Origin of the sequence: Pseudomonas sp. Z3-6 (assembly GCF_051131985.1) — a bacterium.
GTDB lineage: Bacteria > Pseudomonadota > Gammaproteobacteria > Pseudomonadales > Pseudomonadaceae > Aquipseudomonas > Aquipseudomonas zanjanensis.
In genome coordinates, this window is the sequence record NZ_CP071644.1 from 1,518,912 (window position 1) to 1,543,861 (window position 24,950).

General features: G+C 60.7%; 27 protein-coding genes and 1 tRNA gene. 19 read left to right on the forward strand and 9 right to left on the reverse strand.

What is annotated here, in order from left to right; genetic code table 11:
- Positions 1-200: 200 nt before the first annotated feature.
- The 18 genes from J3P88_RS06875 to J3P88_RS06960 all read left to right on the forward strand — a co-directional run bounded on the left by J3P88_RS06875 (position 201) and on the right by J3P88_RS06960 (position 14,078).
- Entirely contained in the window at positions 201-674 is a 474-nt protein-coding gene (locus J3P88_RS06875) for a Dps family protein (protein WP_053124624.1), read from the forward strand.
- A gap of 205 nt (positions 675-879) precedes the next feature.
- A complete protein-coding gene (locus J3P88_RS06880) occupies positions 880-1,221 on the forward strand; it encodes a ribbon-helix-helix domain-containing protein (protein ID WP_434574510.1) in 342 nt (113 codons plus the stop codon).
- A gap of 284 nt (positions 1,222-1,505) precedes the next feature.
- Positions 1,506-1,727 (forward strand): FmdB family zinc ribbon protein, encoded by a 222-nt coding sequence (locus tag J3P88_RS06885; protein WP_434574511.1) that lies wholly within the window; start codon positions 1,506-1,508, stop codon positions 1,725-1,727.
- A gap of 75 nt (positions 1,728-1,802) precedes the next feature.
- Positions 1,803-3,578: an aspartate--tRNA ligase gene (gene aspS / locus J3P88_RS06890; RefSeq protein WP_411385476.1), complete on the forward strand. Its 1,776-nt coding sequence runs from the start codon at positions 1,803-1,805 to the stop codon at positions 3,576-3,578.
- 120 nt (positions 3,579-3,698) lie between these two features.
- Positions 3,699-4,445 (forward strand): YebC/PmpR family DNA-binding transcriptional regulator, encoded by a 747-nt coding sequence (locus tag J3P88_RS06895; RefSeq protein ID WP_434574512.1) that lies wholly within the window; start codon positions 3,699-3,701, stop codon positions 4,443-4,445.
- A gap of 153 nt (positions 4,446-4,598) precedes the next feature.
- Complete coding sequence (gene ruvC, locus J3P88_RS06900; RefSeq protein WP_014339919.1) at positions 4,599-5,123, forward strand: crossover junction endodeoxyribonuclease RuvC; 525 nt, start codon at positions 4,599-4,601, stop codon at positions 5,121-5,123.
- Positions 5,124-5,237: 114 nt separating this feature from the next.
- On the forward strand, positions 5,238-5,846 hold the full coding sequence (gene ruvA / locus J3P88_RS06905; protein ID WP_434574513.1) for a Holliday junction branch migration protein RuvA: 609 nt from the start codon (positions 5,238-5,240) through the stop codon (positions 5,844-5,846).
- Complete coding sequence (gene ruvB / locus J3P88_RS06910; RefSeq protein ID WP_003178599.1) at positions 5,847-6,908, forward strand: Holliday junction branch migration DNA helicase RuvB; 1,062 nt, start codon at positions 5,847-5,849, stop codon at positions 6,906-6,908. It begins immediately after the preceding gene.
- A gap of 127 nt (positions 6,909-7,035) precedes the next feature.
- Positions 7,036-7,503: a tol-pal system-associated acyl-CoA thioesterase gene (gene ybgC / locus J3P88_RS06915; protein ID WP_186706354.1), complete on the forward strand. Its 468-nt coding sequence runs from the start codon at positions 7,036-7,038 to the stop codon at positions 7,501-7,503.
- Positions 7,493-8,188 (forward strand): protein TolQ, encoded by a 696-nt coding sequence (gene tolQ, locus J3P88_RS06920; protein WP_030140798.1) that lies wholly within the window; start codon positions 7,493-7,495, stop codon positions 8,186-8,188. The genes ybgC and tolQ overlap by 11 nt, the downstream gene beginning before the upstream one ends.
- A gap of 23 nt (positions 8,189-8,211) precedes the next feature.
- Entirely contained in the window at positions 8,212-8,664 is a 453-nt protein-coding gene (gene tolR / locus J3P88_RS06925; protein WP_172681749.1) for a protein TolR, read from the forward strand.
- Positions 8,664-9,743 (forward strand): cell envelope integrity protein TolA, encoded by a 1,080-nt coding sequence (tolA, locus tag J3P88_RS06930; protein WP_003205033.1) that lies wholly within the window; start codon positions 8,664-8,666, stop codon positions 9,741-9,743. Before tolR ends, tolA begins: the two co-directional genes overlap by 1 nt.
- Positions 9,740-11,041: a Tol-Pal system beta propeller repeat protein TolB gene (gene tolB / locus J3P88_RS06935; protein ID WP_434574514.1), complete on the forward strand. Its 1,302-nt coding sequence runs from the start codon at positions 9,740-9,742 to the stop codon at positions 11,039-11,041. Before tolA ends, tolB begins: the two co-directional genes overlap by 4 nt.
- Before the next feature lie 52 nt (positions 11,042-11,093).
- Positions 11,094-11,591 carry a peptidoglycan-associated lipoprotein Pal gene (gene pal / locus J3P88_RS06940; RefSeq protein WP_003205029.1) on the forward strand — a complete coding sequence of 166 codons (498 nt, stop codon included), beginning with the start codon at positions 11,094-11,096 and terminating at the stop codon, positions 11,589-11,591.
- Between the two features lie 6 nt (positions 11,592-11,597).
- Positions 11,598-12,431, forward strand: a complete 834-nt coding sequence (ybgF, locus tag J3P88_RS06945; protein ID WP_434574515.1) for a tol-pal system protein YbgF — start codon at positions 11,598-11,600, stop codon at positions 12,429-12,431.
- 166 nt (positions 12,432-12,597) lie between these two features.
- On the forward strand, positions 12,598-13,245 hold the full coding sequence (gene queE, locus J3P88_RS06950; protein ID WP_434574516.1) for a 7-carboxy-7-deazaguanine synthase QueE: 648 nt from the start codon (positions 12,598-12,600) through the stop codon (positions 13,243-13,245).
- Positions 13,246-13,264: 19 nt separating this feature from the next.
- Complete coding sequence (queC, locus tag J3P88_RS06955; protein ID WP_163006903.1) at positions 13,265-13,939, forward strand: 7-cyano-7-deazaguanine synthase QueC; 675 nt, start codon at positions 13,265-13,267, stop codon at positions 13,937-13,939.
- 63 nt (positions 13,940-14,002) lie between these two features.
- Positions 14,003-14,078, forward strand: a tRNA-Lys gene (locus J3P88_RS06960).
- A gap of 302 nt (positions 14,079-14,380) precedes the next feature.
- Here J3P88_RS06960 and J3P88_RS06965 read toward each other — a convergent pair.
- The 6 genes from J3P88_RS06965 to J3P88_RS06990 form a co-directional block, all read right to left on the reverse strand.
- A complete protein-coding gene (locus J3P88_RS06965) occupies positions 14,381-15,316 on the reverse strand; it encodes a LysR family transcriptional regulator (RefSeq protein ID WP_434574517.1) in 936 nt (311 codons plus the stop codon).
- A 277-nt stretch (positions 15,317-15,593) separates the two neighbouring features.
- Positions 15,594-16,781: a cyanate transporter gene (locus J3P88_RS06970; RefSeq protein ID WP_434574518.1), complete on the reverse strand. Its 1,188-nt coding sequence runs from the start codon at positions 16,779-16,781 to the stop codon at positions 15,594-15,596.
- Positions 16,782-17,039: 258 nt separating this feature from the next.
- Positions 17,040-17,951 carry a copper homeostasis membrane protein CopD gene (gene copD / locus J3P88_RS06975; RefSeq protein ID WP_434574519.1) on the reverse strand — a complete coding sequence of 304 codons (912 nt, stop codon included), beginning with the start codon at positions 17,949-17,951 and terminating at the stop codon, positions 17,040-17,042.
- A 4-nt stretch (positions 17,952-17,955) separates the two neighbouring features.
- Complete coding sequence (gene copC, locus J3P88_RS06980) at positions 17,956-18,333, reverse strand: copper homeostasis periplasmic binding protein CopC (protein WP_186706347.1); 378 nt, start codon at positions 18,331-18,333, stop codon at positions 17,956-17,958.
- Between the two features lie 44 nt (positions 18,334-18,377).
- On the reverse strand, positions 18,378-19,280 hold the full coding sequence (locus tag J3P88_RS06985; RefSeq protein WP_434574520.1) for a copper resistance protein B: 903 nt from the start codon (positions 19,278-19,280) through the stop codon (positions 18,378-18,380).
- Positions 19,281-19,290: 10 nt separating this feature from the next.
- The gene (locus tag J3P88_RS06990; protein ID WP_434574521.1) at positions 19,291-21,033 is read right to left on the reverse strand and encodes a copper resistance system multicopper oxidase; all 1,743 of its coding nucleotides are present in this window, start codon (positions 21,031-21,033) and stop codon (positions 19,291-19,293) included.
- 358 nt (positions 21,034-21,391) lie between these two features.
- Between J3P88_RS06990 and nadA the strand changes: the two genes are divergently transcribed.
- Positions 21,392-22,450 carry a quinolinate synthase NadA gene (nadA, locus tag J3P88_RS06995; RefSeq protein WP_003205010.1) on the forward strand — a complete coding sequence of 353 codons (1,059 nt, stop codon included), beginning with the start codon at positions 21,392-21,394 and terminating at the stop codon, positions 22,448-22,450.
- A gap of 180 nt (positions 22,451-22,630) precedes the next feature.
- Here the strand turns inward: nadA and J3P88_RS07000 are convergent, their stop codons facing one another.
- The 3 genes from J3P88_RS07000 to gcvT all read right to left on the reverse strand — a co-directional run bounded on the left by J3P88_RS07000 (position 22,631) and on the right by gcvT (position 24,944).
- Positions 22,631-23,119, reverse strand: a complete 489-nt coding sequence (locus J3P88_RS07000) for an RDD family protein (RefSeq protein ID WP_186706344.1) — start codon at positions 23,117-23,119, stop codon at positions 22,631-22,633.
- A 93-nt stretch (positions 23,120-23,212) separates the two neighbouring features.
- Positions 23,213-23,425, reverse strand: coding sequence for a cold-shock protein (locus tag J3P88_RS07005; protein WP_003175786.1), 213 nt, complete (start codon positions 23,423-23,425; stop codon positions 23,213-23,215).
- Between the two features lie 394 nt (positions 23,426-23,819).
- Complete coding sequence (gcvT, locus tag J3P88_RS07010) at positions 23,820-24,944, reverse strand: glycine cleavage system aminomethyltransferase GcvT (protein ID WP_434574522.1); 1,125 nt, start codon at positions 24,942-24,944, stop codon at positions 23,820-23,822.
- Between the last annotated feature and the right edge of the window lie 6 nt (positions 24,945-24,950).

Sequence of the window (24,950 nt, forward strand, 5' to 3'; positions counted from 1 at the left end):
TGTTCGTCGGCCAGAAAAGCTGCGCCGATGTCTGGAGGTGCCAGGCAAGCGGCGTTGAATTGCCCGGGGTGTCGGAACCGTGAGCGGTCCTGGCTTGTCGGTTCTGGAGGGCTGGCGATCTGTCGCAGGCCGCAGGCGGCCAAAACCACTAGAGTGGGTAGGGCGTTTGTCGAATTCATCACTTTCAGGAGATCAACCCAATGGCAATTGATATCGGTATCAGTGAAGAAGATCGCAAGTCCATCGTCGACGGGCTTTCGCGCCTGCTGTCGGACACCTACGTGCTGTACCTCAAGACCCACAATTTCCACTGGAACGTCACAGGGCCGATGTTTCGGACCCTGCACCTGATGTTCGAGGAGCAATACAACGAGTTGGCCTTGGCGGTGGACCTGATTGCCGAGCGAATTCGCGCCCTTGGCTTCCCGGCCCCGGGCGCCTACTCGGTGTATGCGCGCCTGTCTTCTATTAAGGAAGAGGAAGGCGTGCCTGCCGCCGAAGACATGATCCGACAACTGGTCGAGGGTCAGGAGGCAGTGACGCGTACGGCCCGTGGCATCTTTCCTTTATTGGACAAGGTCAGCGACGAGCCCACCGCTGACCTGCTGACCCAGCGCATGCAGGTCCACGAAAAGACCGCGTGGATGCTGCGCGCGCTGCTCGAGGGCCAATAAGCCCAGGCCGGGGATGACGTGGGGTGGGGCTTATTGCCTGCACGTGCCGTGTAGGACGACGTAATTCGTCGCCGGCCTGCTGTTGGCTTGTCCTACGCCCATGGTCATAAAGTCATCTGGAACTGGCGGTGCCGTTGAGCTTCCATAGAGCCACGGATGGGTTGTTCCAACCCAGAGGCTCGTATGGCAAAGGAGTGTCAACGGTATGATTCAAGGAAAAGAACCCGGAGAAGGGGGGCGGGGGCGTTTCCAGCCCATCAGCGTCGACCCGTTCGTCCGGGGGTTCGATATGCAACTGGCCCGGCCACTGGCCCGATCCGTTCGCTTGAACGGGTTCGCCACCTGTCTGCGGCTGGAGCAGGTTTATTGGGATATCCTCGGCGACATGGCCGAGCTCAACCGCTGCTCCATCAGCACGTTGCTGTCCCATGTGGACAGGGAAGTGCACCTGCGTCACGGCGGGGTACGCAATTTCAGCGGGTTGGTGCGCGTGGTCTGTGTGGTGCACAGCTTGAAAGAGGCGGGAATGGATCATCGTGTGGTCTAGCCCCGTCAATGGTTGCGAGCGCGGTGTCCCCCAGGGGAATGAGTTCATTCGTGGCGAGGGAGCTTGCTCCCGCTGGGCTGCGCAGCAGCCCTCTTTGTGAGCGCTTCGCACTCAAGCGGGAGCAATCTCTGGCCACGATGAGTCGCGCAAGCCTTTAATGAACAAAAGGATCGGCAATGACTGTGCGGTCTTACGGCTGCACAGGCCGCATTTAATGGATATAATCCCGCTCTTTGCCGCAAAGCCTGCCTTTGCGCGTGTAACCTGATCGCCGAGACAACCCCATGCCGATGTACGACTACCAATGTGCTTCCTGTGGTCATCAGATGGAAGCCATTCAAAAGATCAGCGCTGCACCGCTGGTCGACTGCCCTGCCTGCCAGGCGCCGGAACTGAAAAAGATGCTCTCCATGCCCGGTTTTCGCCTCGGAGGCACGGGCTGGTATGAAACCGACTTCAAGACCGGCGCCAAGAAGAACCTGGCCGGTGGCGACATAGCTGATTGAGTTGAATACGCGCGAGTTCTTGCACGGGCAGGGCCTCCAACCGAATGTCGAATTACGAGAAGTGAAACCACTACCATGATGCGCAGCCATTATTGCGGCCAACTGAACGAAAGCCTGGAAGGTCAGGAAGTTACTCTTTGCGGATGGGTCCATCGTCGCCGTGACCATGGCGGGGTGATTTTCCTCGATATCCGTGATCGTGAAGGCCTGGCCCAGGTGGTGTTCGATCCGGACCGCGCTGAAACCTTCGCCACCGCCGACCGCGTGCGCAGCGAATACGTCGTCAAGATCACCGGCAAGGTGCGCCTGCGCCCGGCCGGCGCCGGCAACGCCAACATGGCGTCGGGCATGATCGAAGTGCTGGGCTACGAGCTGGAAGTGCTCAACGAAGCGGAAACCCCGCCGTTCCCGCTCAACGAATACTCCGACGTGGGCGAGGAAACCCGCCTACGCTACCGCTTCATCGACCTGCGTCGCCCGGAAATGGCCGAGAAGCTGCGCCTGCGTTCGCGCATGACCACCAGCATCCGTCGTTACCTGGACGAGAACGGCTTCCTCGACGTCGAGACGCCGATCCTGACTCGCGCCACGCCGGAAGGCGCCCGCGACTACCTGGTGCCGAGCCGTACCCACCCCGGCAGCTTCTTCGCCTTGCCGCAATCGCCACAGCTGTTCAAGCAACTGCTGATGGTGGCTGGGTTCGATCGCTACTACCAGATCGCCAAGTGCTTCCGCGACGAAGACCTGCGTGCCGACCGTCAGCCTGAGTTCACTCAGATCGACATCGAGACCAGCTTCCTCGACGAAAAAGACATCATGGGCCTGACCGAGGGCATGATCCGCAACCTGTTCAAGGAAGTGCTGGGCCTGGAGTTCGGCGAGTTCCCGCACATGACCTTCGAAGAGGCCATGCGTCGCTACGGTTCCGACAAGCCGGACCTGCGTAACCCGCTGGAACTGGTGGACGTGGCCGACCAGCTCAAGGAAGTCGAATTCAAGGTGTTCAGCGGCCCGGCCAACGACCCGAAATGCCGTATCGCGGCCCTGCGTGTTCCAGGCGGCGCCAGCATGCCGCGCAAGCAGATCGACGACTACACCAAGTTCGTCGGCATCTACGGTGCCAAGGGCCTGGCGTACATCAAGGTCAACGAGCGTGCCGCCGGTGTCGATGGCTTGCAATCGCCGATCGTGAAAAACATCCCGCAAGACAATCTCAACGTGATCCTCGATCGCGTCGGTGCGGTTGACGGTGACATCGTCTTCTTCGGCGCCGACAAGGCCAAGATCGTCAGCGAAGCCCTGGGTGCGCTGCGCATCAAGCTGGGCCACGACCTGAAGCTGCTGACTTGCGAGTGGGCCCCTATGTGGGTCGTTGATTTCCCGATGTTCGAAGAAAACGACGACGGCAGTTTCTCCGCGCTGCACCACCCGTTCACTGCGCCGAAGTGCTCGCCGCAAGAGCTGGAGGCCAACCCGGCCACCGCGTTGTCGCGCGCCTACGACATGGTCCTGAACGGCACCGAGCTGGGTGGCGGTTCGATCCGTATCCATCGCAAGGAAATGCAACAGGCGGTGTTCCGTCTGTTGGGTATCGATGAAGCTGAACAGGAAGAGAAGTTCGGCTTCCTGCTGGACGCCCTGAAGTTTGGTGCACCGCCCCACGGTGGCCTGGCCTTCGGCCTGGATCGCCTGGTGATGCTGATGACCGGCGCCCAGTCGATCCGTGAAGTGATCGCGTTCCCGAAAACCCAGAGCGCGGCCGATGTCATGACCCAGGCGCCGGGCGTGGTGGACGCCAAGGCGTTGCGCGAGTTGCACATCCGCCTGCGGGAACAGCCAAAGGCTGAGTAAGGCTGGCACCTGAGAGGGCGCATCTTCGGATGCGCCTTTTCATTGGCGTCGATATTTCTGATTGTCGGCCACTGCGCACGCGCAGGGCGGGCAATGTTCCAAAAAGAAACGGAGCGAGTTATGGCAGGTCATTCCAAGTGGGCGAACATCAAGCACCGCAAAGAACGTCAGGATGCCAAGAGAGGCAAGATCTTCACCAAGTGGATCCGTGAGCTGACGGTCGCGGCCCGCCAGGGTGGCGGCGACCCGGGTTCCAACCCGCGCCTGCGCCTGGCCCTGGACAAGGCCTTGGGTGCCAACATGAGCCGCGACATCATCGACCGGGCCATTGCCCGTGGCGCCGGTGCAACCGAGGCGGATAACGTTGAAGAGCTGACCTACGAAGGTTACGGCCCGGGCGGCGTGGCGGTGATGGTCGAATGCATGACCGACAACCGCAACCGTACCGCCGCCGCCGTGCGTCATGCATTCAGCAAATGCGGTGGCAACCTAGGCACCGATGGCTCGGTGGCCTATCTGTTCGAACGCAAGGGGCAGATCAGCTTCGTCCCGGGCCTCGATGAGGATGCCCTGACGGAGGCGGCCCTGGAGGCCGACGCCGATGACGTGGTCAGCCATGAAGACGGCTCGTTCGACGTGTTCACTTCGTTCGCCAGCTTCTATGCCGTGCGCAACGCCTTGGAAGCCGCCGGCTTCAAGCCTGCCGACGCGGAAATCGTCATGCAGCCGACCACCAGCGCCGAACTGGACCTGGAAGGGGCCGAAAAGGTACTCAAGCTGATCGACATGCTGGAAGACCTGGATGACGTGCAGAACGTTTATTCCAACGCTGATATTCCGGAGTCGGTGGCTGAACAGCTCGGTTGATATTCTCTTATCCGATAGCATGAGTACCAGGGTGGGAGCGGGCTTGCTCGCGAAGGCGGTGTGTCAGACAACAAAAATGTTGAATGACACACCGCCTTCGCGAGCAAGCCCGCTCCCACAGGTCCAGGTATCCCTCTTCAAACCGCAGGCGTTATGACTTTAATCCTTGGTATCGATCCTGGTTCGCGCATCACCGGCTACGGTGTGGTTCGCGATACCGGGCGCGGCTGCGTGTACGTCGCCTCTGGTTGCATCCGCACCGGGGCGGGTGAGCTGCACGAGCGCTTGCAGATCGTTTATCGCGGCGTGCGCGAAGTCATCCAGACCTACGGCCCGGTGACCATGGGCATCGAGCGGGTCTTCATGGCGCGCAACGCCGATTCGGCCCTGAAGCTGGGGCAGGCCCGGGGGGCGGCCATTGTGGCGGGCGCCGAGGAAAACCTGGAGATCGCCGAGTACACCGCGACCCAGGTCAAGCAGGCGGTCGTCGGCACTGGAGCGGCGAACAAGGAACAGGTGCAAATGATGGTGATGCACCTGTTGAAGCTGGTCAGTAAGCCACAGATCGATGCATCCGACGCCCTGGCCATCGCCATTTGCCATGCCCACACCCGTTCCAGTCTGTTGCCCCATGGCCTGGGAACCGCACGCAGTCGTGGCGGGCGCCTGCGTCTCTGATAGCATCAGCGCTTCATTCATGAACCCGAGCCCGTTGCGCCTGTATCGTCGGCCTGAATGCTCGTGTTGTTACTCGCCAGCCTGGGGGCTGGCCAACGCCCAAGGATCTGAAACGTGATTGGACGCTTGCGCGGCACCCTGGCTGAAAAACAGCCGCCGCACCTGATTCTGGATGTAAACGGCCTGGGCTATGAGCTGGAAGTGCCCATGACCACGCTGTATCGCTTGCCGTCGGTCGGCGAGCCGCTGACCCTGCACACCCATTTGGTCGTGCGCGAGGATGCGCAGTTACTCTATGGTTTCGTCGGCAAGCGTGAGCGGGATTTTTTCCGCGAGCTGATCCGTCTCAATGGCGTCGGTCCGAAACTGGCCCTGGCCTTGATGTCGAGTCTGGAAGTCGATGAACTGGTGCGTTGCGTGCAGTCCCAGGACACCTCGGCCCTGACCAAGGTGCCGGGGGTGGGCAAGAAAACCGCGGAGCGCCTGCTGGTCGAGCTCAAGGGCCGCTTCAAGGCCTGGGAGGCGGTGCCGGCCATGTTCGCCCTGGTGCCGAACCAGCCGGATGCGCCAGTGCCAGCGGTCAGCGCTGAAAACGATGCGGTCACCGCGCTGATCTCCCTGGGCTACAAGCCTCAGGAAGCCAGCAAGGCGATTTCCGCCATCAAGGAAAAAGGCCTGAGCACTGAAGACATGATTCGCCGTGCCCTGAAGGGAATGATTTAAGTGATTGAAGCTGACCGTCTGATCGCCGCCACGGGCGCGCCCCGTGACCGCGAGGAAATCCAGGATCGCGCGATTCGTCCTGTCAGCCTGGCCGACTACATCGGCCAGCCGACCGTGCGCGAGCAGATGGAGCTGTTCATCCAGGCCGCCCGTGGGCGCAGCGAATCGCTGGACCACACCCTGATCTTCGGCCCGCCGGGCCTGGGCAAGACCACCCTGGCCAATATCATTGCCCAGGAAATGGGCGTCTCGATCAAGAGCACATCGGGGCCGGTGCTCGAGCGGCCGGGCGACCTGGCGGCGCTGTTGACCAACCTTGAGCCTCATGACGTGTTGTTCATCGACGAAATCCATCGGTTGTCGCCGATCGTCGAAGAAGTGCTGTACCCGGCCATGGAAGACTTCCAGCTCGACATCATGATCGGCGAAGGGCCGGCGGCGCGCTCCATCAAGCTCGACCTGCCGCCGTTCACCCTGGTGGGCGCCACCACCCGCGCCGGCATGCTGACCAACCCGCTGCGGGACCGTTTCGGTATCGTCCAGCGCCTGGAGTTCTATAACAACGCCGACCTGGCGACGATCGTCAGCCGCTCGGCGGGCATCCTCGGGTTACCACTGGACCCCGACGGGGCCTATGAAATTGCCCGGCGTGCCCGGGGTACGCCGCGGATCGCCAACCGCCTGCTGCGTCGGGTGCGGGATTTTGCCGAAGTCCGGGCCAAGGGCCACATCACCAAGCCGATTGCCGACCTGGCGTTGAACCTGCTGGACATCGACGAGCGGGGTTTCGACCACCAGGACCGGCGCCTGCTGCTGACCATGATCGAGAAGTTTGACGGTGGCCCGGTGGGCGTGGACAGCCTGGCGGCGGCCATCAGCGAAGAACGCCACACCATTGAGGATGTGTTGGAGCCTTACCTGATCCAGCAGGGCTACATCATGCGCACCCCACGCGGGCGCGTGGTGACCCGCCATGCCTACCTGCATTTTGGCTTAAACATCCCGACACGAATGGGCGAGATGCCGGTGGTAGACGAATTCCTCGATGCCGTGGACGATTGAACGAGCTCCGAATGCCGACTTTTTTCCAGTTCGTGCTGTCCCAGACGACGCCTGGAGCGTCAATGCGTTCGAGAATGAAAAAACAGTTGCCTGGCCGATTGGCAACCTGAGGAGTAAGCACTAGAGTATGCGCGCGCAAAACGGGCTGGAGTCGTTCGCACATCGCTGTCGCGTTTATTACGAGGACACCGATGCTGGCGGCATCGTCTACTACGTCAATTACCTCAAGTTTATGGAACGGGCTCGAACCGAACGGCTGCGGGAACTGGGTTTTGCCCAATCCGCGCTGGCAGGGGAGGACCTGTTATTCGTCGTGCATTCCAGCGAAGCGCGCTACCACGCGCCGGCGCGACTGGACGACGAGCTGATGGTAAGTGCCGATGTCATCGAATTGAACCGTGTCAGCCTGCGCTTCAAGCAGCAGGTCAGGCGGGCTACGGATAACGTGCTGCTCTGCGAAGGGCAGTTTTTGGTGGCCTGTGTGCGCACCCATAGTTTGAAACCCCGGGCCATTCCCGAAGCTCTACGCGCGGCCTTTGCCGGCGTGAGCGGCGCGGGTACACACTCAGAGCAGGAGATAAAGCGTGGAAGCTAACGTCGTCGACCATTCCTCCATGTGGAGCCTGGTCAGCAATGCCAGCGTCGTGGTGCAACTGGTAATGCTGACCCTGGTAGCCGCATCGGTGACCTCATGGATCATGATCTTTCAGCGCAGCAACATGCTGCGCGCCGGTCGCCGTGCCCTGGAGAGCTTCGAAGAGCGCTTCTGGTCCGGCATCGACCTGTCCAAGCTGTACCGCCAGGCCGGCAGCAACCCGGACCCGGATTCGGGCGTCGAGCAGATCTTCCGCGCCGGTTTCAAGGAATTCTCCCGCCTGCGCCAGCAGCCCGGTGTGGATCCTGAAGCGGTCATGGAAGGCGTGGCCCGTGCCATGCGCGTCGCCATCTCCCGCGAAGAAGAGAAACTCGAACAGGGCCTGCCGTTCCTGGCGACCGTCGGTTCGGTCAGCCCGTACATCGGCCTGTTCGGTACCGTGTGGGGGATCATGAACTCCTTCCGTGGCCTGGCATCCGCCCAGCAAGCGACCCTGGCCACCGTGGCCCCAGGTATTGCCGAGGCACTGATCGCCACCGCCATCGGCCTGTTCGCGGCGATCCCGGCCGTTATCGCCTACAACCGCTTCGCTGCCCGCAGCGAAACGCTGACCAGCCGTTACTACACCTTCGCCGATGAATTCCAGGCGATCCTGCACCGCAAAGTGCACACCAGCGAAGAATAAGCAGGTATTTCCCAATGGCTTTAATCGCTCGAGCCCGAAAAAAGCGCAAGCCGGTTGCCGAGATGAACGTGGTGCCCTACATCGACGTGATGTTGGTGCTGCTGGTCATCTTCATGGTGACCGCGCCCATGCTCAATCAGGGCGTGAAGGTCGATCTGCCCAAGGTTTCCAGCGAAGCCTTGCCGCAGGACAACAACACCCAGGTATTGACCATTTCGATCAAGGCTGACAAGACCTATTACTGGAACCTTGGCAGCGAAGTGGATACCGAGAAGCAGCAGGACCGGGCCATGACCTTGCCGCAGATGACCGACGCGGTGACAAAGATCATTAACGCCGGTAACGGCAACGGCAAGCGTACCCAGGTCTTCATTCGCGGCGACAAGACTGTCGACTACGGTGCCGTGATGGGCGCCATGGGCGGGCTGCAGAAAGCCGGGGTCGGTAATGTTGGCTTGATCACCGAGGCCCCCTGATGCAGCAACAGCGAGAGCCGTCCGCCTCGGAAAGCTACTTCTGGCCCAGTGTCCTGGCCATCGGCCTGCATGTGCTGGTGTTCGGCATGCTGTTCGTCAGTTTTGCCATGACTCCGGAGCTACCGCCGGCCAAGCCGATCGTGCAGGCGACGTTGTACCAGCTCAAGTCGAAAAGCCAGGCCACTACGCAGACCAACCAGAAGCTTGCCGGTGAGGCGAAGAAATCCGCCGCGCGCCAGACCGAAGTCGAGCAAATGGAGCAGAAGAAGGTCGAGCAGGAAGCGATAAAGGCCGCGGAACAAAAGAAAGAGGAAGCGGCTCAAAAGGCCGAGGAAGCCAAGAAGGCCGATGAGGCGAAGAAAGCGGACGAGGCGAAAAAGGCTGACGAAGCCAAGAAAGCCGACGAAGCGAAGAAAACCGCCGAGGCCAAAAAGGCAGAAGAGAAACAATTGGCTGATATAGCCAAGAAGAAAGCCGAAGAAGAAGCCAAGAAAGCCGCTGAAGAAGAGGCCAAGAAAGCGGCCGCTGAAGAAGCGAAGAAAAAGATCGTCGAGGACGCCAAGAAAAAAGCGGCCGAAGACGCCAAGAAGAAAGCTGAAGCTGAAGAGGCGAAAAAGAAAGTCGCCGAAGACGCGAAGAAGAAAGCCGCCGCCGACGCCGCCAAGAAAAAGGCCCAGGACGCAGCGCGTAAATCCGCCGAAGACAAAAAGGCCCAGGCCTTGGCAGATTTGCTTTCCGACACGCCGGAGCGCCAGCAGGCCTTGGCCGATGAGCAGGGCGATGAAGTCGCCGGCAGCTACGATGATCTGATTCGCGCCCGAGCGGCGGAAGGCTGGGCTCGTCCACCTTCGGCGCGCAAAGGCATGACGGTAGTATTGCAAATCGGCATGTTGCCCGACGGTACGGTTACCTCGGTCAGCGTCGCCAAGTCCAGTGGTGACGGTCCGTTCGACGCTTCGGCGGTCGCAGCGGTCAAGAACATTGGGCGTTTGACGGAAATGCAAGGAATGAAGCCGAGCGACTTTGCTCCCTATCGTTCATTCAAGATGACATTCACACCTGAGGATCTAGCCTTGTGAGAAACCTTCTTCGATCAATGCTGGTCGTTATCTGCTGCCTGGCAGGGATAGCGGTAGCAGAGGAAAAGAACATCCTGGTCACCAGCGGCAGCGACCGGGCCACCCCGATCGCCGTCGTACCGTTCGGCTGGCAGGGCGGTAACGTGCTGCCGGACGACATGGCGGAAATCATCGGCAACGACCTGCGCAACTCGGGTTACTACGCGCCGATTCCGAAGCAGAACATGATCAGCCTGCCAACCCAGGCCAGCGAAGTCATCTACCGTGACTGGAAGGCCCTGGGCGCCCAGTACATCATGGTCGGCAGCATCGTTCCGGCCGGCGGTCGCCTGCAGGTGCAGTACGCCCTGTTCAACGTCGCCACCGAGCAGCAAGTGCTGACCGGCAGCGTGTCGGGCAGCGTCGACCAGTTGCGCGACATGTCGCACTACATCGCCGACCAGTCGTTCGAAAAACTCACCGGCATCAAGGGCGCGTTCTCCACGCGCATGCTCTATGTGACGGCCGAGCGCTTCTCCGAGAACAACACCCGCTACACCCTGCAGCGTTCCGACTACGACGGCGCGCGTGCGGTGACCCTGTTGCAATCGCGCGAGCCGATCCTGTCGCCGCGCTTCGCCCCCGATGGCAAGCGCATCGCCTATGTCTCGTTCGAACAGAAGCGTCCGCGCATTTTCGTGCAGCACATCGACACCGGTCGTCGTGAGCAGATCACCAACTTCGAAGGCCTGAACGGCGCGCCAGCCTGGTCGCCGGACGGTTCGCGCCTGGCGTTCGTGCTGTCCAAGGACGGTAACCCGGACGTCTACGTGATGAACCTGGCTTCGCGTTCGATCTCCCGCGTCACCAACGGCCCGGGCATCAACACCGAACCGTTCTGGGGCAAGGATGGCTCGACCATCTACTTCACCTCCGACCGCGGCGGCAAGCCACAAATCTACAAGACCAGCGCCGGTGGCGGCGGTGCCGAACGCGTAACCTTCGTCGGTAACTACAACGCCAACCCTAAACTGTCGGCGGACGAAAAGACCCTGGTGATGATCCATCGCCAGGATGGTTTCACCAATTTCAAGGTGGCGGCCCAGGATTTGCAGCGCGGTAGCGTAAAAATCCTCACTGATAGCACTCTGGACGAGTCACCTACTGTTGCGCCCAACGGCACCATGGTAATCTACGCCACCCGCCAGCAGGGCCGGGGAGTCTTGATGCTCGTGTCCATTAATGGACGCGTGAGGCTCCCGCTTCCTACCGCTCAAGGCGAAGTCAGAGAACCGTCCTGGTCCCCTTACCTGAACTGACGCGGCGCAATACGTTTTACTTAACACACTGGGGTTCATTAGGAGTTTCACGATGGAAATGCTGAAGTTTGGTAAATTTGCTGCGCTGGCTCTGGCCATGGCTGTAGCTGTAGGTTGCTCGTCCAAAGGCGGCGACAATGCCGGTGAAGGCGCTGTTGATCCAAACGCTGGTTACGGCGCTAACACCGGTGCAGTTGACGGCTCCCTGAGCGAAGAAGCTGCTCTGCGCGCAATCACCACCTTCTACTTCGAATACGACAGCTCGGACCTGAAGCCAGAAGCCATGCGCGCTCTGGACGTTCACGCCAAAGACCTGAAGTCGAACGGCGCTCGCGTTGTTCTGGAAGGCAACACCGACGAACGTGGTACTCGTGAGTACAACATGGCACTGGGCGAGCGTCGTGCGAAAGCCGTTCAACGCTACCTGGTACTGCAAGGTGTTTCCCCAGCTCAGCTGGAACTGGTTTCCTACGGCGAAGAGCGTCCAGTTGCTACCGGCAACGACGAGCAGTCCTGGGCTCAAAACCGTCGCGTCGAACTGCGTAAGTAATTCGTCATGCGAACGTGCCGTCGTGCTGTAACTGTTCTAGCTCTCAGCCTCGCGCCGCTTGCGGCGTGGGCTGCGGTTCCTGTGGTCGATAACGATGCCGGCTATAACAATAGCGGGAGCAGCTATCCGCCTGCAGGTTACGGTACGAACGGCGCCTATGCCGGGGGAGGGGTTTCGACCCCTGTCTCGGCACAGGGCCAGCTGTTCAACCAACTGCAGCAAATGCAGGATCAGATCTCGCGCCAACAAGGTGTGATCGAAGAACTGCAAAATGATATCTCGCGCATGAAGCAGGAAAACCTGGAGCGATACCAGGATCTTGATCGGCGCATAGGAACCGGCGTTGCACCTGCCGCGACTCCTGAGAATTCTCCTGCCGGTGGCGACTTGAACGCCCCCGGTGCAGCCGCAGGCGCGGGGGCAGCCGCTCCGGCAGCACCTGCCGCCGGTGGCGAACCGGCTGATCCGGCGAAGGAAAAGCTCTATTACGATGCTGCCTTCGACCTGATCAAGGCCAAGGATTTCGACAAGGCCAGCCAGGCCTTTGCCGCTTTCCTGCGCAAATACCCAAACAGCCAGTACGCGGGCAATGCCCAATACTGGCTGGGCGAAGTGAACCTGGCCAAGGGCGACCTGCAAGGTGCCGGCCAGGCGTTCGCCAAGGTGTCGCAACTGTATCCCAAGCACGCCAAGGTGCCGGATTCGCTGTACAAGCTGGCTGACGTAGAGCGCCGCCTTGGTCACACCGACAAGGTGAAAGGCATTCTGCAGCAGGTGGTGGCCCAGTACCCGGGGACATCCGCCGCCCAGTTGGCCCAGCGTGATCTGCAACGCATGTAAGCCGGCTTGAGCTGTTTTGAAGAAACCCGCGCCTGTCGCGGGTTTTTTCGTTAGAATTCACGCCCTTTTTCTGAAACACGCTTTTTGGGATCTGCGCGTTGGCGGGGTTCCTTGAAGTGCCTGACGGAGGCGGACAGCCTGTTTAGCTGTTACGCCCGTGGCGACTATGCAAGACACATTGAGAATCACCGAAGTTTTTTACTCGTTGCAGGGTGAAACGCGAACGGCTGGGCTGCCCACGGTATTCGTGCGCCTCACCGGTTGTCCGTTGCGTTGCCAATACTGTGACAGCGCCTACGCCTTCAGCGGCGGCACCGTGCGATCCCTCGACGATATCCTGGAGCAAGTGGCCAGTTATCGTCCGCGTTATGTCTGTGTCACGGGCGGCGAGCCCTTGGCGCAACCCAACGCCATCCCCTTGCTCAAGCGATTGTGCGATGCCGGTTACGAGGTTTCGCTGGAAACCAGCGGCGCCCTGGATATCTCGGCCGTCGACCCGCGCGTCAGTCGCGTCGTGGACCTGAAAACCCCAGGCTCCAAGGAAGCGCATCGCAACCGTTACGAAAATATCGAACTGCTGACGCCCAACGACCAGGTCAAGTTCGTGATCTGTTCGCGAGAGGATTACGACTGGGCCGTGTCCAAGTTGATCCAGTACGGGCTCGATCAGCGGGCTGGCGAAGTGTTGCTATCGCCGAGTCATCACGATTTGAGCGCCCGGGATCTGGCGGATTGGGTGGTGGCGGATAACTTGCCGGTGCGCCTGCAATTGCAGCTGCATAAATATCTTTGGAACGACGAGCCGGGGCGCTGAGATGACTGAATATACGAACATGGCTGAAAAACGTGCGGTTATCCTGTTGTCCGGTGGCCTGGATTCGGCCACGGTCGTGGCCATGGCCCGTGCCGAGGGTTATCGCTGCTACACCATGAGTTTCGACTATGGCCAGCGCCACCGCGCCGAGCTGCACGCCGCCGAGCGGGTGGCCCGGGACTTGGGCGCAGTGGAACACAAAGTCATCGGCCTGAACCTCAACGGTATCGGCGGTTCGGCCCTGACCGACAGCTCCATCGACGTGCCCGAGGCACCAAGTGAAGGCATTCCGGTGACCTATGTGCCGGCGCGTAACACGGTGTTCCTGTCATTGGCGCTGGGCTGGGCGGAAGTGCTGGGCGCCCGCGACATTTTCATTGGCGTCAATGCCGTGGATTACTCCGGCTACCCGGACTGCCGCCCGGAGTTCGTCGAAGCGTTCGAACGCATGGCCAACCTGGCCACCAAGGCCGGCGTGGAAGGGCAGGGTTTCCGCATCCAGGCGCCGTTGCAGAATCTGAGCAAGGCCGACATCGTCAAGGCGGGCGTGAAGCTTGGCGTGGACTACGGACTCACCGTTTCCTGCTATCAGGCCGACGATCAGGGCCGCGCTTGTGGCAAATGCGACAGCTGCCGCCTGCGTGCAGAAGGCTTTGCGGCGGCGGGTGTGAGCGATCCAACCCGTTATTTTTGATTTATTTCAAATTAAGTGTTGAATAGTCCTTAGAAATCAGTATTATACGCGCCACCACACAGCGGGTCGTTAGCTCAGTTGGTAGAGCAGTTGGCTTTTAACCAATTGGTCGTAGGTTCGAATCCCACACGACCCACCATTTTTTGCTGTTTTAAAAGTCTGGAAGGCCCACGAAAGTGAGGATTTCCGGATTTTTTTTTGCCCATGAAAAAGCCCACCCTCTGAAGTCAATGCTGTTCACTTAAGGCAATCGGCAAACCCGTGGCGAGGGAGCTTGCTCCCGCTGGGCCGCGAAGCGGCCCCAGAACCTGCCAAGTGCGGCGTATCAGACACCGCACCCGCCGGTTTACGACTGCTTCGCAGCCGAGCGGGAGCAAGCTCCCTCGCCACAGGGTCATCATTGTTCTTAAGTGAACGGCATTGCACCCACCGAAGTGGGGCTCAGAGCAGGCCCTCCTCGGCGCATACTTGCATGATCTGCTCGCGAAGCCAGATGTTGGCGCTGTCCTGGCTCGCTTTCTCGCTCCATACCATCTCCAGGGTAAAGTTCGGTAAGCCCGTGGGTGGCGGGTGTTCGCCGAATCGTGCTTGATCGCAAATCAATGCCTGGATACGCCGAGGCAATGTCAGGAGGAAGTCGGTTCCAGCGATCAGGTTCAACGCTGCTACGTAGCTGTTGGCTCTTGCGACTATCTTGCGGCTATAACCCTGTCGGGCGAGCCAGCCATCGATCATGTTGGTGTCAGACGTCCACGGTGTTGGAAACACGTGCTGGCGGGCGGCGAACGCTTCCAGGCTGAAGTCTTCTTGCGGCCCTGGGAAATTTTTATCGAGCACGCACACCAACTCGTCTTCGAGCAGCACCTGCGAGCGCAGGCCTATGACGTCGCCATGGAAGTGTGGCCCGAAACAGACGACAAGATCGAAGCGATCGTCCCGCAGTGCATCAACCGGTATATCCCGATGAAATTTCGTCGTGTTGATGACCACCGCAAAGCGCTTGCCGATGAAGCGTTTGACCAATTTGGGCAGGATCAGCAGTTCAAAGTATTCCGGCGCACAGAGGTTGAAGGTGATTTCTTCCTGATTCGGATCGAATGTCTGGAAACCGGAATGGCATTGATTGATCGCCTGGAGAACCCCCAGTATCTGGCCGTACATGGCGGTGGCTTTATGAGTGGGGCGCATGCCGGAGCGGGTACTGATGAACAGCTCGTCTTGGAAACTGGTGCGCAGTTTCCTCAGGCAGTAGCTCACGGTTGACTGGCTGACGCATAGGGCCTCGGCGACCTGGGTGACGCTGCCTTGTTCGTACACCGCTACAAAAACCATCAGGTCTTGCATGTCCAGCTTTCTGAGCAGGTTACTGACCAGCATCAGCTATTCTCGGCGTCATCCCTGCGTCTCTCTTTGTCCTGGCGAAAGTCCTCCATTTATACAGGAGCCCGGGGCTTTTATCTTTCAGTCAGGTGCAGGGCTTACGACAGGCGCTGTCTAGTGGCCTGTGTGGCTAATTCGTGCACTCAACTTCGGCGCCAGAACTTGCCAGCCTGCGTTGCCATTCCTCGCCGTAGCGGGCTACGACTCGTCATGGCGCCTTGCCTGGCAAGCCCTGACACTCGAATTTGAGTACTCGAATTAACCGTACAGGCCACTAGTCTATATGCCGCGCGTATTGCTTGGGATCGAAGCGCAGGACCATCAGGAGCATCAACGCCATGACGGCAGTGAGTGACCACCAGGCCCATTCGAAGCTGCCCGACTGATCGCGAATCACCCCGGCAATCAATGGCGAGAGCCCGGCGATCAGGTAGCCAATGCCTTGCACGAACGCGGTCAGGCCACCGGCCCGTCGCGGGTTATCCAAGTGGTCGAGGGAGACGATCAAGCTCATTGGGAACAGGCCGCCGATGCCCAGGCCCAACAGGCAGGGCCACAACAGGCTGAAACGTTCCGGGCTGAGGATCAGGCCGCAGAAGCCGCCGATGATCAGGGCCAGGAGCCCGGTGAGGACCCAGCGTTTATCCCGGCTGCGGTTGGCAATCGCCGGAGTGACGAGGCCGGACAGCACTTCCATGGCCGTGAGGAACCCCAACAGCAGGCCTGCATGTTGTTCGCTCCAGCCCTTCTCCACATAGTACGGGGCCAGCCAGGCCAGTACACAGGTGTAGGAGGCGGTGCCCAGGCCGAAGAAAATCGCCAGCAGCCAAGCTCGGGAATTGCTGAAGAATGACGCTTGCTGCCGGACAGGCGCTCCGGGCAACGGGGGCACGGCTGCACGCTGGGCGTACCAGCAACCCAGTGCGATCAATGCCAACAGTGCCCAGATCGCCAGGCCGATGCGCCAGCTGCCAGTTTGCGACAGGACAAACGGCGAAAACGATGCGGCAAGCGCCGCCCCGCCCATGATCGACGTGACATACAAACCCATGAACAGCGAGACGTTGTCGGTGTAGCGCGACTTGATCAGGGCCGGCATCACCGCCTGGATCAACGCGATGCCGAGCCCGGCCAACACCGCGCTGACGATCAGTTCGGCGGCGCTGTCCAGATACAAGCGCGATGCGGTGGCGATACCGATGATCAACAGCGACAGCACGATGGTGCGGTGCTCGCCGATGCGCAGGGCGATGCGCATGCCCAGGAACATCGCCAGGCCCATCGCCATGACCGGCAACATGGTCAACAGCGAAGCGGTGCTGAAGCTCAGCGGGACCTCCCCGCGAATGGCGGATAACAGCGGCCCGACGGCGGCCATCGAAGGCCGCAGGTTCAGCGCCACCCACACGATGCTGACCATTAGCCAGACGGCATGGGTGCTTGAGGTTCGAACGTTTTCCATGACAGGGCCTTGGCTGGATAAAGCTTCATTTAGGCCAGGGCATCTTGCGATGGGCAAACTGAAAACTGGCTGCTGGTATTGAAAAATTAAATACCGCGCCCGGCTGCCCTTTGTGGCGAGGGAGCTTGCTCCCGCTGGGCTGCGAAGCAGACCCGAAAGGTATGGGTACCCTTTGCCTGACACACCGGGTGCTCAGGTTTTGGGGGGCGCTTCGCACCCCAGCGGGAGCAAGCTCCCTCGCCACGAATTCAGTGCCGGTTATTCCATCCCGGGGCTTAACGTCCCCAACCAGGCCACCAACCCCAGGATGACCACCGCCACGGAGAACTCCAGGACCATGCTGCGCCGCAGAGCCTTCACCGCGACCCCATGCTCGCCGCTCTGTCGGGCACTTTCCAGGAGTGGGCTCAGGTGAAATCGGTTCAACGCGGCGAACACCAGCATGGCCGTGAACAAAATAAGTTTGAGCGCCAGCAACTGACCGTAAAGGCTGTCGAGCACTCCGACGATACTTGGGCCAACGATGAACAAATAGTTGACCACCCCCGTCACACTGATAACCACCACGATCACCGCCCCGGCGGTTTCAAACCCGATCAATGTCCGGGCCAGCACCGCCAGTTGCGGTTCCGCCTGGCGCAGTAGCAGGGCAAACGCAGCCAGGGCACCGATCCAGCCACCCGCCGCCCACAGGTGCATAAAGTCGGTGATGAAATGCCAGTTGCGGCGTGCCCCTTCATCCATCGCGCCGTGGCCTGCCCAGGCCAGCGTCGCCAGGGCTACGGCTCCGCCCAGCGCGACCAGGCCGAGGCTGGTGGTCGGCCAACGCTGATTGAGCGTCACGGCGACACCGGCCAGCAGCAACGCCGCCATGCGTAGCATCCAGGCCAAACCGAGGTCGGTCTCCACGACCATCATTTCAATGTGCGGCCACAGCTCGGCCCACGTCGAAACACCGCTCATGGCCCAGGCCATGCACGCCATGGCGGCCAGGGAGAGCAATCCGCCCAGCACCGCCGTGGCCAGCAGCAGTGGCGCGAAAGGCAACTGCGCACCCGACACCCGCTCCTGGCCTCGCAGGCTATACAGGCCAAACGCGGCCAGGCCGAACAGCAACATCAAATCCAGGTACAGGGCAAAGCGCAGCGCGATGTTGATCGAGTCGCTCATCAACTCACTTCACCTTGAATGTGACGTTGCCGGTGATCGGGTGCGTGTCGGACGAAACCGCGCGCCACTGGACCTGATAGGTGCCCGCGGTGAGAGGGGCATTCGGCGTGATGACCATGGTTTTCGGATCATCGCTGCCGGACACCTTGGCCGGCATCGGCATGGGCGAATGCGCTGCCATGCCCGGCATCGCAGTCATCATCAGCTTGGCGCCGGAAAACTTGGTCAGCAGGTTTTCGGAAAAGTGCAGCTCGATCTTTGCCGGTGCCGCCCCTTCGGCACCTTCGGCCGGGGTGGAGGACAGCAGTTTTGGATGAGCCTGGGCCAGGCCACTGAGCAACAGGCCAACGGACAATACAACAGCGGTTTTGATGACTGACATGCAAGGACTCCTACAACTTGGTTTTTAGTTTTTAGTGAAACAGATCAGAACCACAGGCGCAGGCCCAGCACCAGGCGGGCTTCGCTGCTGTCTTCGCCCTCTTCTCGGACGTAGTCGGCGGTGTTGCCGTAGACCCGATTCCAGGTGACGCCAATGTAGGGCGCGAATTCCCGGCGTATTTCGTAGCGCAGCCGCACGCCGAGTTCGGTGTCCGACAAGCCCGAGCCGACGCCACGGGCGGGATCGTTCTTGCCATAGAAGTTGGCTTCTGCGGTGGGCTGCAGGATCAACCGATTGGTCAACAAGATGTCGTAGTCGCCTTCCAGGCGCGCCGCGCTCTGGCCACCTTCGCCGATGAACGCGGTGGCCTCCGCCTCGAAGTTGTACAGGGCCATGCCTTGCACGCCGAAGGCGGCCCAGGTTTGCGAATCGCCCGGCTTGAAGTCCTGGCGCACGCCGGCCACCACGTCCCACCAAGGACTGATGGCGTGGCCCCACAACGCCTGCAATTCGGCTTCTTCGGTCTTGCCATTGAGGCGTTCACCTTCGGAGCGCAACCACAAACGGTCGATGTCGCCACCGATCCAGCCGGAGGCGTCCCAGCTCAGGGCGCTGCCGTCATCGGCGTCCTGCCATTCCAGTTGGTCGATGAGGAAAAACGAATGGATGGCGCTGTCGTGCACCGCGTGTCCGCCATGATCCTCGTAGACGGCGGCGCGGTCGGCGGCGGTCAGTGCCGGGATCGGCGTGCGGCTGTTGGTCGGCGCTGGTTGCATGGGTTCCATGCCCTGCATCGAGTCCATGCCTTGCATCTGGCTGTGGTCCATACCCTGCATCTGGCTGTGGTCCATGCCGGGCATGTCATTGTTCGCCGCCCAGGCCGAGAGGCTGCTGCCAAAAGCAAGAATGGCCAGGGGCAGGGCGGGGTATTTCACGATAGGGGTCATGGTCGCTTCCTCATTCCTGCACCCGAACTTCACGGAACATGCCCATCTCCATGTGATACAGCAGATGGCAGTGATACGCCCAGCGCCCGAGGGCATCGGCGGTGACCCGGTAACTGCGCCGGGCGCCCGGTGGCACGTCGATGGTGTGCTTGCGGACCATGAACTGGCCGTTCTCATCCTCCAGGTCGCTCCACATGCCGTGCAGGTGGATAGGGTGGGTCATCATGGTGTCGTTGATCAGCACGATACGCAGTCGCTCGCCGTACTTGAGCAGCAGCGGTGCGGCGTCGGAGAATTTCACGCCGTTGAACGACCAGGCGAATTTCTCCATGTGCCCGGTCAGGTGCAACTCGATCGTTCGGCCCGGCTCGCGGCCGTCGGGGTCGGGAAAGGTGCTGCGCAGGTCGGCGTAGGTCAGCACTTTGCGTCCGTTATCGCGCAGCCCCATGCCTGGGTCATCGAGCTTGGGCTTGGCGTCCATGGCCTGCATGTCCACGAGGGGATTGTCTTTCTCGGTGTCGGGGTGCGCGAGCATGCTGTCCATGCCCTGCATGGCACCGTGATCCATGCCGGCCATGTCACCCATGCCCTGCATCTGGCTGTGATCCATGCCTTGCATGCCGCTGTGGTCCATGCCCGCCATGCCCATGTCGTCCATGGTCACCAAGGGGCGTGGGTCCAGGGGCGGCACCGGCGCCGACAACCCGGCCCTGGCCGCGAGGGTGCCGCGGGCATACCCCGTGCGGTCCATGGACTGGGCGAACAGGGTGTAGGCCTCTTGGGTTGGTTCGACGATGACGTCATAGGTTTCCGCCACGGCGATCCGCAACTCATCGACGCTCACCGGCTTGACGTATTGGCCGTCGGACGCCACCACCGTCATCTTCAGGCCGGGAATGCGCACGTCGAAATAGCTCATGGACGAGCCGTTGATAAAGCGCAGGCGCAGACGTTCGCCAGGCTTGAACAGGCCGGTCCAGTTCATGTCCGGCGCCTGGCCGTTCATGAGGTAGGTGTAGGTGGCGCCACTGACATCAGCCAGGTCAGTAGGGTTCATCTTCATCTCGGCCCACATCTTGCGATCGGCCACGGTGCTGGCCCAGCCGTTCTTGCCCACATCGTCGATGAAGTCGCCAACGGTGCGTTTGTTGTAGTTGTAGTAGTCCGACTGTTTCTTGAGCTTGCGCAGGAGGGCGCCAGGGTCTTCGTCGGTCCAGTCGGTGAGCATCACCACGTAGTCCCGTTCGTACTGGAAGGGTTCGGGTTCCCTGGCATCAATCACCAGCGGGCCGTAGACCCCGGATTGTTCCTGGAAACCGGAATGGCTGTGGTACCAGTAGGTGCCGTTCTGCCGGACCTTGAACTGATACACGTACATACCGCCGGGCTCGATGCCCTTGAAACTCAGCCCCGGAACGCCGTCCATGTTGGCCGGCAGCAGGATGCCGTGCCAGTGGATGGAGGTGGTGTCCTCCAAGCGATTGCGTACCCGCAGGGTCACGGTGTCGCCTTCACGCCAGCGCAACAGCGGGCCGGGGATGCCACCGTTGATGGTCTGGGCGGTGCGGGGGCTGCCGCTGAAATTGACCGGGCTTTCGCCGATGAACAGGTCGAACTCGGTGCCTGTCAGTACGCTGGGCAGGCCCGAGCCGGTGACTGCCCAGACCGGCGCACGCCACAAGCCCAGGCCGCCGAGGATGCCGCCGGCAGTCAGGCCCTTTACGAAGGTTCGCCGGGAAGTTTTTGTTTGCATGGGATGAAAGTCCGTCCGTCGATTCGCTGCGAACACCGGTTCCCCAGTGTCGCGTTGAAAAGAAGATGACATAAGCCGGCGGAGCGGGTGATTACATTTCAGTCAGCTTGCCCGAGGCGAGCACCGGGGCGCTTTTGTGGCGAGGGAGCTTGCTCCCTCGCCACGGGGGGCTGCGTCCTGGCTTGTGGTCGGGCACAGGTCAGAATGATCTTTTGCATCGACGGGATATTCTGTAGCCTTGCCGGCTTCACGCTGTCCCGTGCCTGATTGATACCCACTTTCCCGGCGGTACCCGAGTGGTCCGGAGCCGGGTGTATACTCGACTTTCGCGCTAAACGCGCTTGCAGGTCTTGCGAACATGACGCAAATTTCCGAACGCCTTCTGGTCCAGGCCCACCTCGACGCCAAGCAGCCCAAGCCGCTGACCGCCGAGCAAGAGGCCTGGTACCGCGCCGCCATCGCCGCTGAGCTCAAGGCTCAGGACGCGGTGCTGGTCGCGCACTTCTACTGTGACCCGATCATCCAGGCCCTGGCCGAGGAGACCGGGGGCTGTGTCTCCGATTCCCTGGAAATGGCCCGCTTCGGCAATGCCCATCCGGCCAAGACCGTGGTGGTGGCCGGGGTCAAGTTCATGGGCGAGACCGCCAAGATCCTCAACCCCGAAAAACGCGTGTTGATGCCGACCCTGGAGGCCACCTGCTCCCTGGACCTGGGTTGCCCGGTGGACGAATTCTCGGCGTTCTGCGACCAGCATCCGGAGCGCACCGTGGTGGTTTATGCCAACACCTCGGCGGCGGTCAAGGCCCGTGCCGACTGGGTGGTGACGTCCAGTTGCGCGCTGGAAATCGTCGAAAGCCTGATGGACAACGGCGAGACGATCATCTGGGGGCCGGACAAGCACCTGGGCACCTACATCCAGCGCAAGACCGGCGCCGACATGCTGCTCTGGGACGGTGCCTGTATCGTCCACGAAGAGTTCAAGTCCAAGCAGTTGGAAGACATGAAGGCGTTGTACCCGGACGCCGCGATCCTGGTGCATCCGGAGTCGCCGACCTCGGTGATCGAACTCGCGGATGCCGTGGGTTCTACCAGCCAGTTGATCGCCGCGGCCCAGACCCTGCCGAACAAGACGCTGATCGTCGCCACCGACCGCGGCATTTTCTACAAGATGCAGCAGCTGTGCCCGGACAAGGTCTTCATCGAGGCCCCTACTGCCGGTAACGGCGCGGCATGCCGCAGTTGCGCACACTGCCCATGGATGGCGATGAATACCCTGGAACGGACCCTCAAGAGCTTGCAGGAAGGCGCCAACGAGATCTTCGTTGACCCGGCGCTGATCCCCCAGGCGATTCGCCCGCTCAAGCGCATGCTGGACTTCACCCAGGCGGCGCGGATGAAGCTGGCGGGCAATGCCTGAAGCTGAAGAAGATTGCGGGGCTGCGAGATTTTGTGGCGAGGGAGCTTGCTCCCGCTGGGCTGCGTAGCAGCCCCAAACGAGCCACCGCGCGGTTATTCTGTCATACCGCATTGGCTGGATTACGACTGCTGCGCAGCCGAGCGGGAGCAAGCTCCCTCGCCACGGGGATGTAGTGCGTTCCTACTTGGTCTTCTTGGGAATCCGTACCAGCTGCGTATCCGAGTAGATGTCATGCCAGCTGCGCTGGCGCTTGTCGAACAGCGCCCAGATAAAGCCCAGCCCCACCAGCAGCAATGACGCAATCGACACCACGAACCGCAACAGCGCCTGCCACAGGCTGATGGCGGTGCCATCGGCGTTCTGCACACGGATGCACCACACCTGCATGCCCAGGGTCTGGCCGTTGTGGGTCCAGAACTTGGCGAAGAAGCCGAACAGCACGAACAGCAGCACGGTGGACAGCAGCGGATCGCCGTCCAGGGCACCGGCTTCGGTCAGGGCGCGCATTTTTTCTTCGCCGATGATCGCCATCTGGATCATCTTGTAGGCACCGCTGGTCACGATCAGCAGCGCCGTGCACAGCAAGAAGTCATAAAACATCGCAGCCAGGCGACGGCCCAGGCCGGCGGGAGGAAAGTCACCTTGAGGGGTGAGCAAGTGTTTCGACATGACGGCCTCGAACAAAAAAGAAGCCATTTTACGGATTTACGCCCATAAAAAAGCCCCTGATATCAATCAGGGGCTTTTTAGTTCGCGAAAGCCTTAGGCTTCGGCTTGAACCTCGTCAGCCTGCATGCCTTTCTGGCCTTGCACGGCAACGAAAGTGACTTTCTGGCCTTCTTTCAGGCTCTTGAAGCCGTTGCCCTGGATGGCACGGAAATGCACGAACAGATCCGGACCGCTTTCAGGTGTGATAAAACCAAAACCCTTCTCGTCATTGAACCACTTGACGGTACCGCTCTGACGTTGAGACATTTTCTTATTTCCTTTGACGCTAAAATTGATGACAGCCTCTTTCACATGAAAGAGTACTGGGGCTGGGTTGCAGGAAAGTAAGAGACGTCGAACGGGATGTAGCGAACTTCATAAGCTACTGCCCAGGTCACGATTCCAAGCGACCCATGCAAACACAGTGACCAAACTCTACGCCAACTTCGAATGAAAAAACAACCCCCCGGAAGGCCCTGTATTTGCTCAGCTTGCCAGCATTTACGCCGCTTGCGGAGCGGGGGTTATTCGATAGGCTAGTTCAATTGTTTGCCCACGTTATAAGGAACGATCACCTCTAAAGATATGCACCTTTTTATGGCGATTGCGTTACACATTAGTGCACGTATAACGCAATCGCGTTACTTATAGAAACAACCAATCAGCCGCGGTAGTAGCGCTGTGGAACGAATGGCATTTTGCTTACAAGCAAAGGCACCTTTTTCCCACGCACGATGGCCCAGACCGGCGTATCCAGCGCTACATAGGCGCTGTCCAGGTAACCCATCGCCAACGGAGCGCCCAAGGTCGGGCCGAAACCGCCGCTGCACACCGTCCCGATAATCTCGCCCGCTTCGTTGACGATCTCTGCGCCTTCGCGCACCGGTGTGCGTTCCTGGGGCAGCAGGCCGACGCGTTTGCGCTTCACGCCGCCCTGTTGTTGGGCGAACACGCTTTCAGCGCCAGGGAAACCGCCAGCGCGAGCGCCGTCGGCACGACGTACTTTGGAAATCGCCCACAGCAGGCTGGCTTCGATTGGCGTGGTCTCGGTGTTCATGTCGTGGCCGTAGAGGCACAAGCCAGCTTCCAGGCGCAGGGAATCACGGGCGCCAAGGCCGATGGCCGCGACTTCCGGCTCGGCCAGCAGGGCGCGGGCGAGTTTTTCCGCATCGGCGGCGGGCACGGAGATTTCGAAACCGTCTTCACCGGTGTAGCCCGAACGGCTGACAAAGCAGTCCACGCCCAACAGCGTGACGCGCTGGAACTGCATGAAAGTCATTTTCACCATGTCCGGTGCCAGGCGGGCGAGCACGTTGACGGCGGCCGGGCCTTGCAGGGCGAGCAGGGCACGGGTTTCGAACAGCGGCTCGATGCTGCACTGGTCGCCGATTTTCCCTTGCAGGTGAGCCAGGTCCTGATCCTTGCAGGCGGCGTTGACCACCAGGAAGAGTTCGTCATTGCCCAGGTTGGCGACCATCAGGTCGTCGAGGATGCCGCCGTTGTCGTTGGTGAACATGGCGTAGCGCTGCATGCCCACCGGCAGGTCGATGATGTCCACCGGCACCAGGGTTTCCAGGGCCTTGGCAGCACCTGCGCCGGTCAGGCGGATCTGGCCCATGTGGGACACGTCGAACAACCCGGCCTGATCGCGGGTGTGCTGGTGTTCCTTCATCACGCCCAATGGGTACTGCACCGGCATGTCGTAGCCGGCGAACGGCACCATGCGGGCGCCGAGTTCGAGGTGCAGGGCGTGCAGCGGGGTTTTCAACAGTTGTTCGGTGGACATATCAAC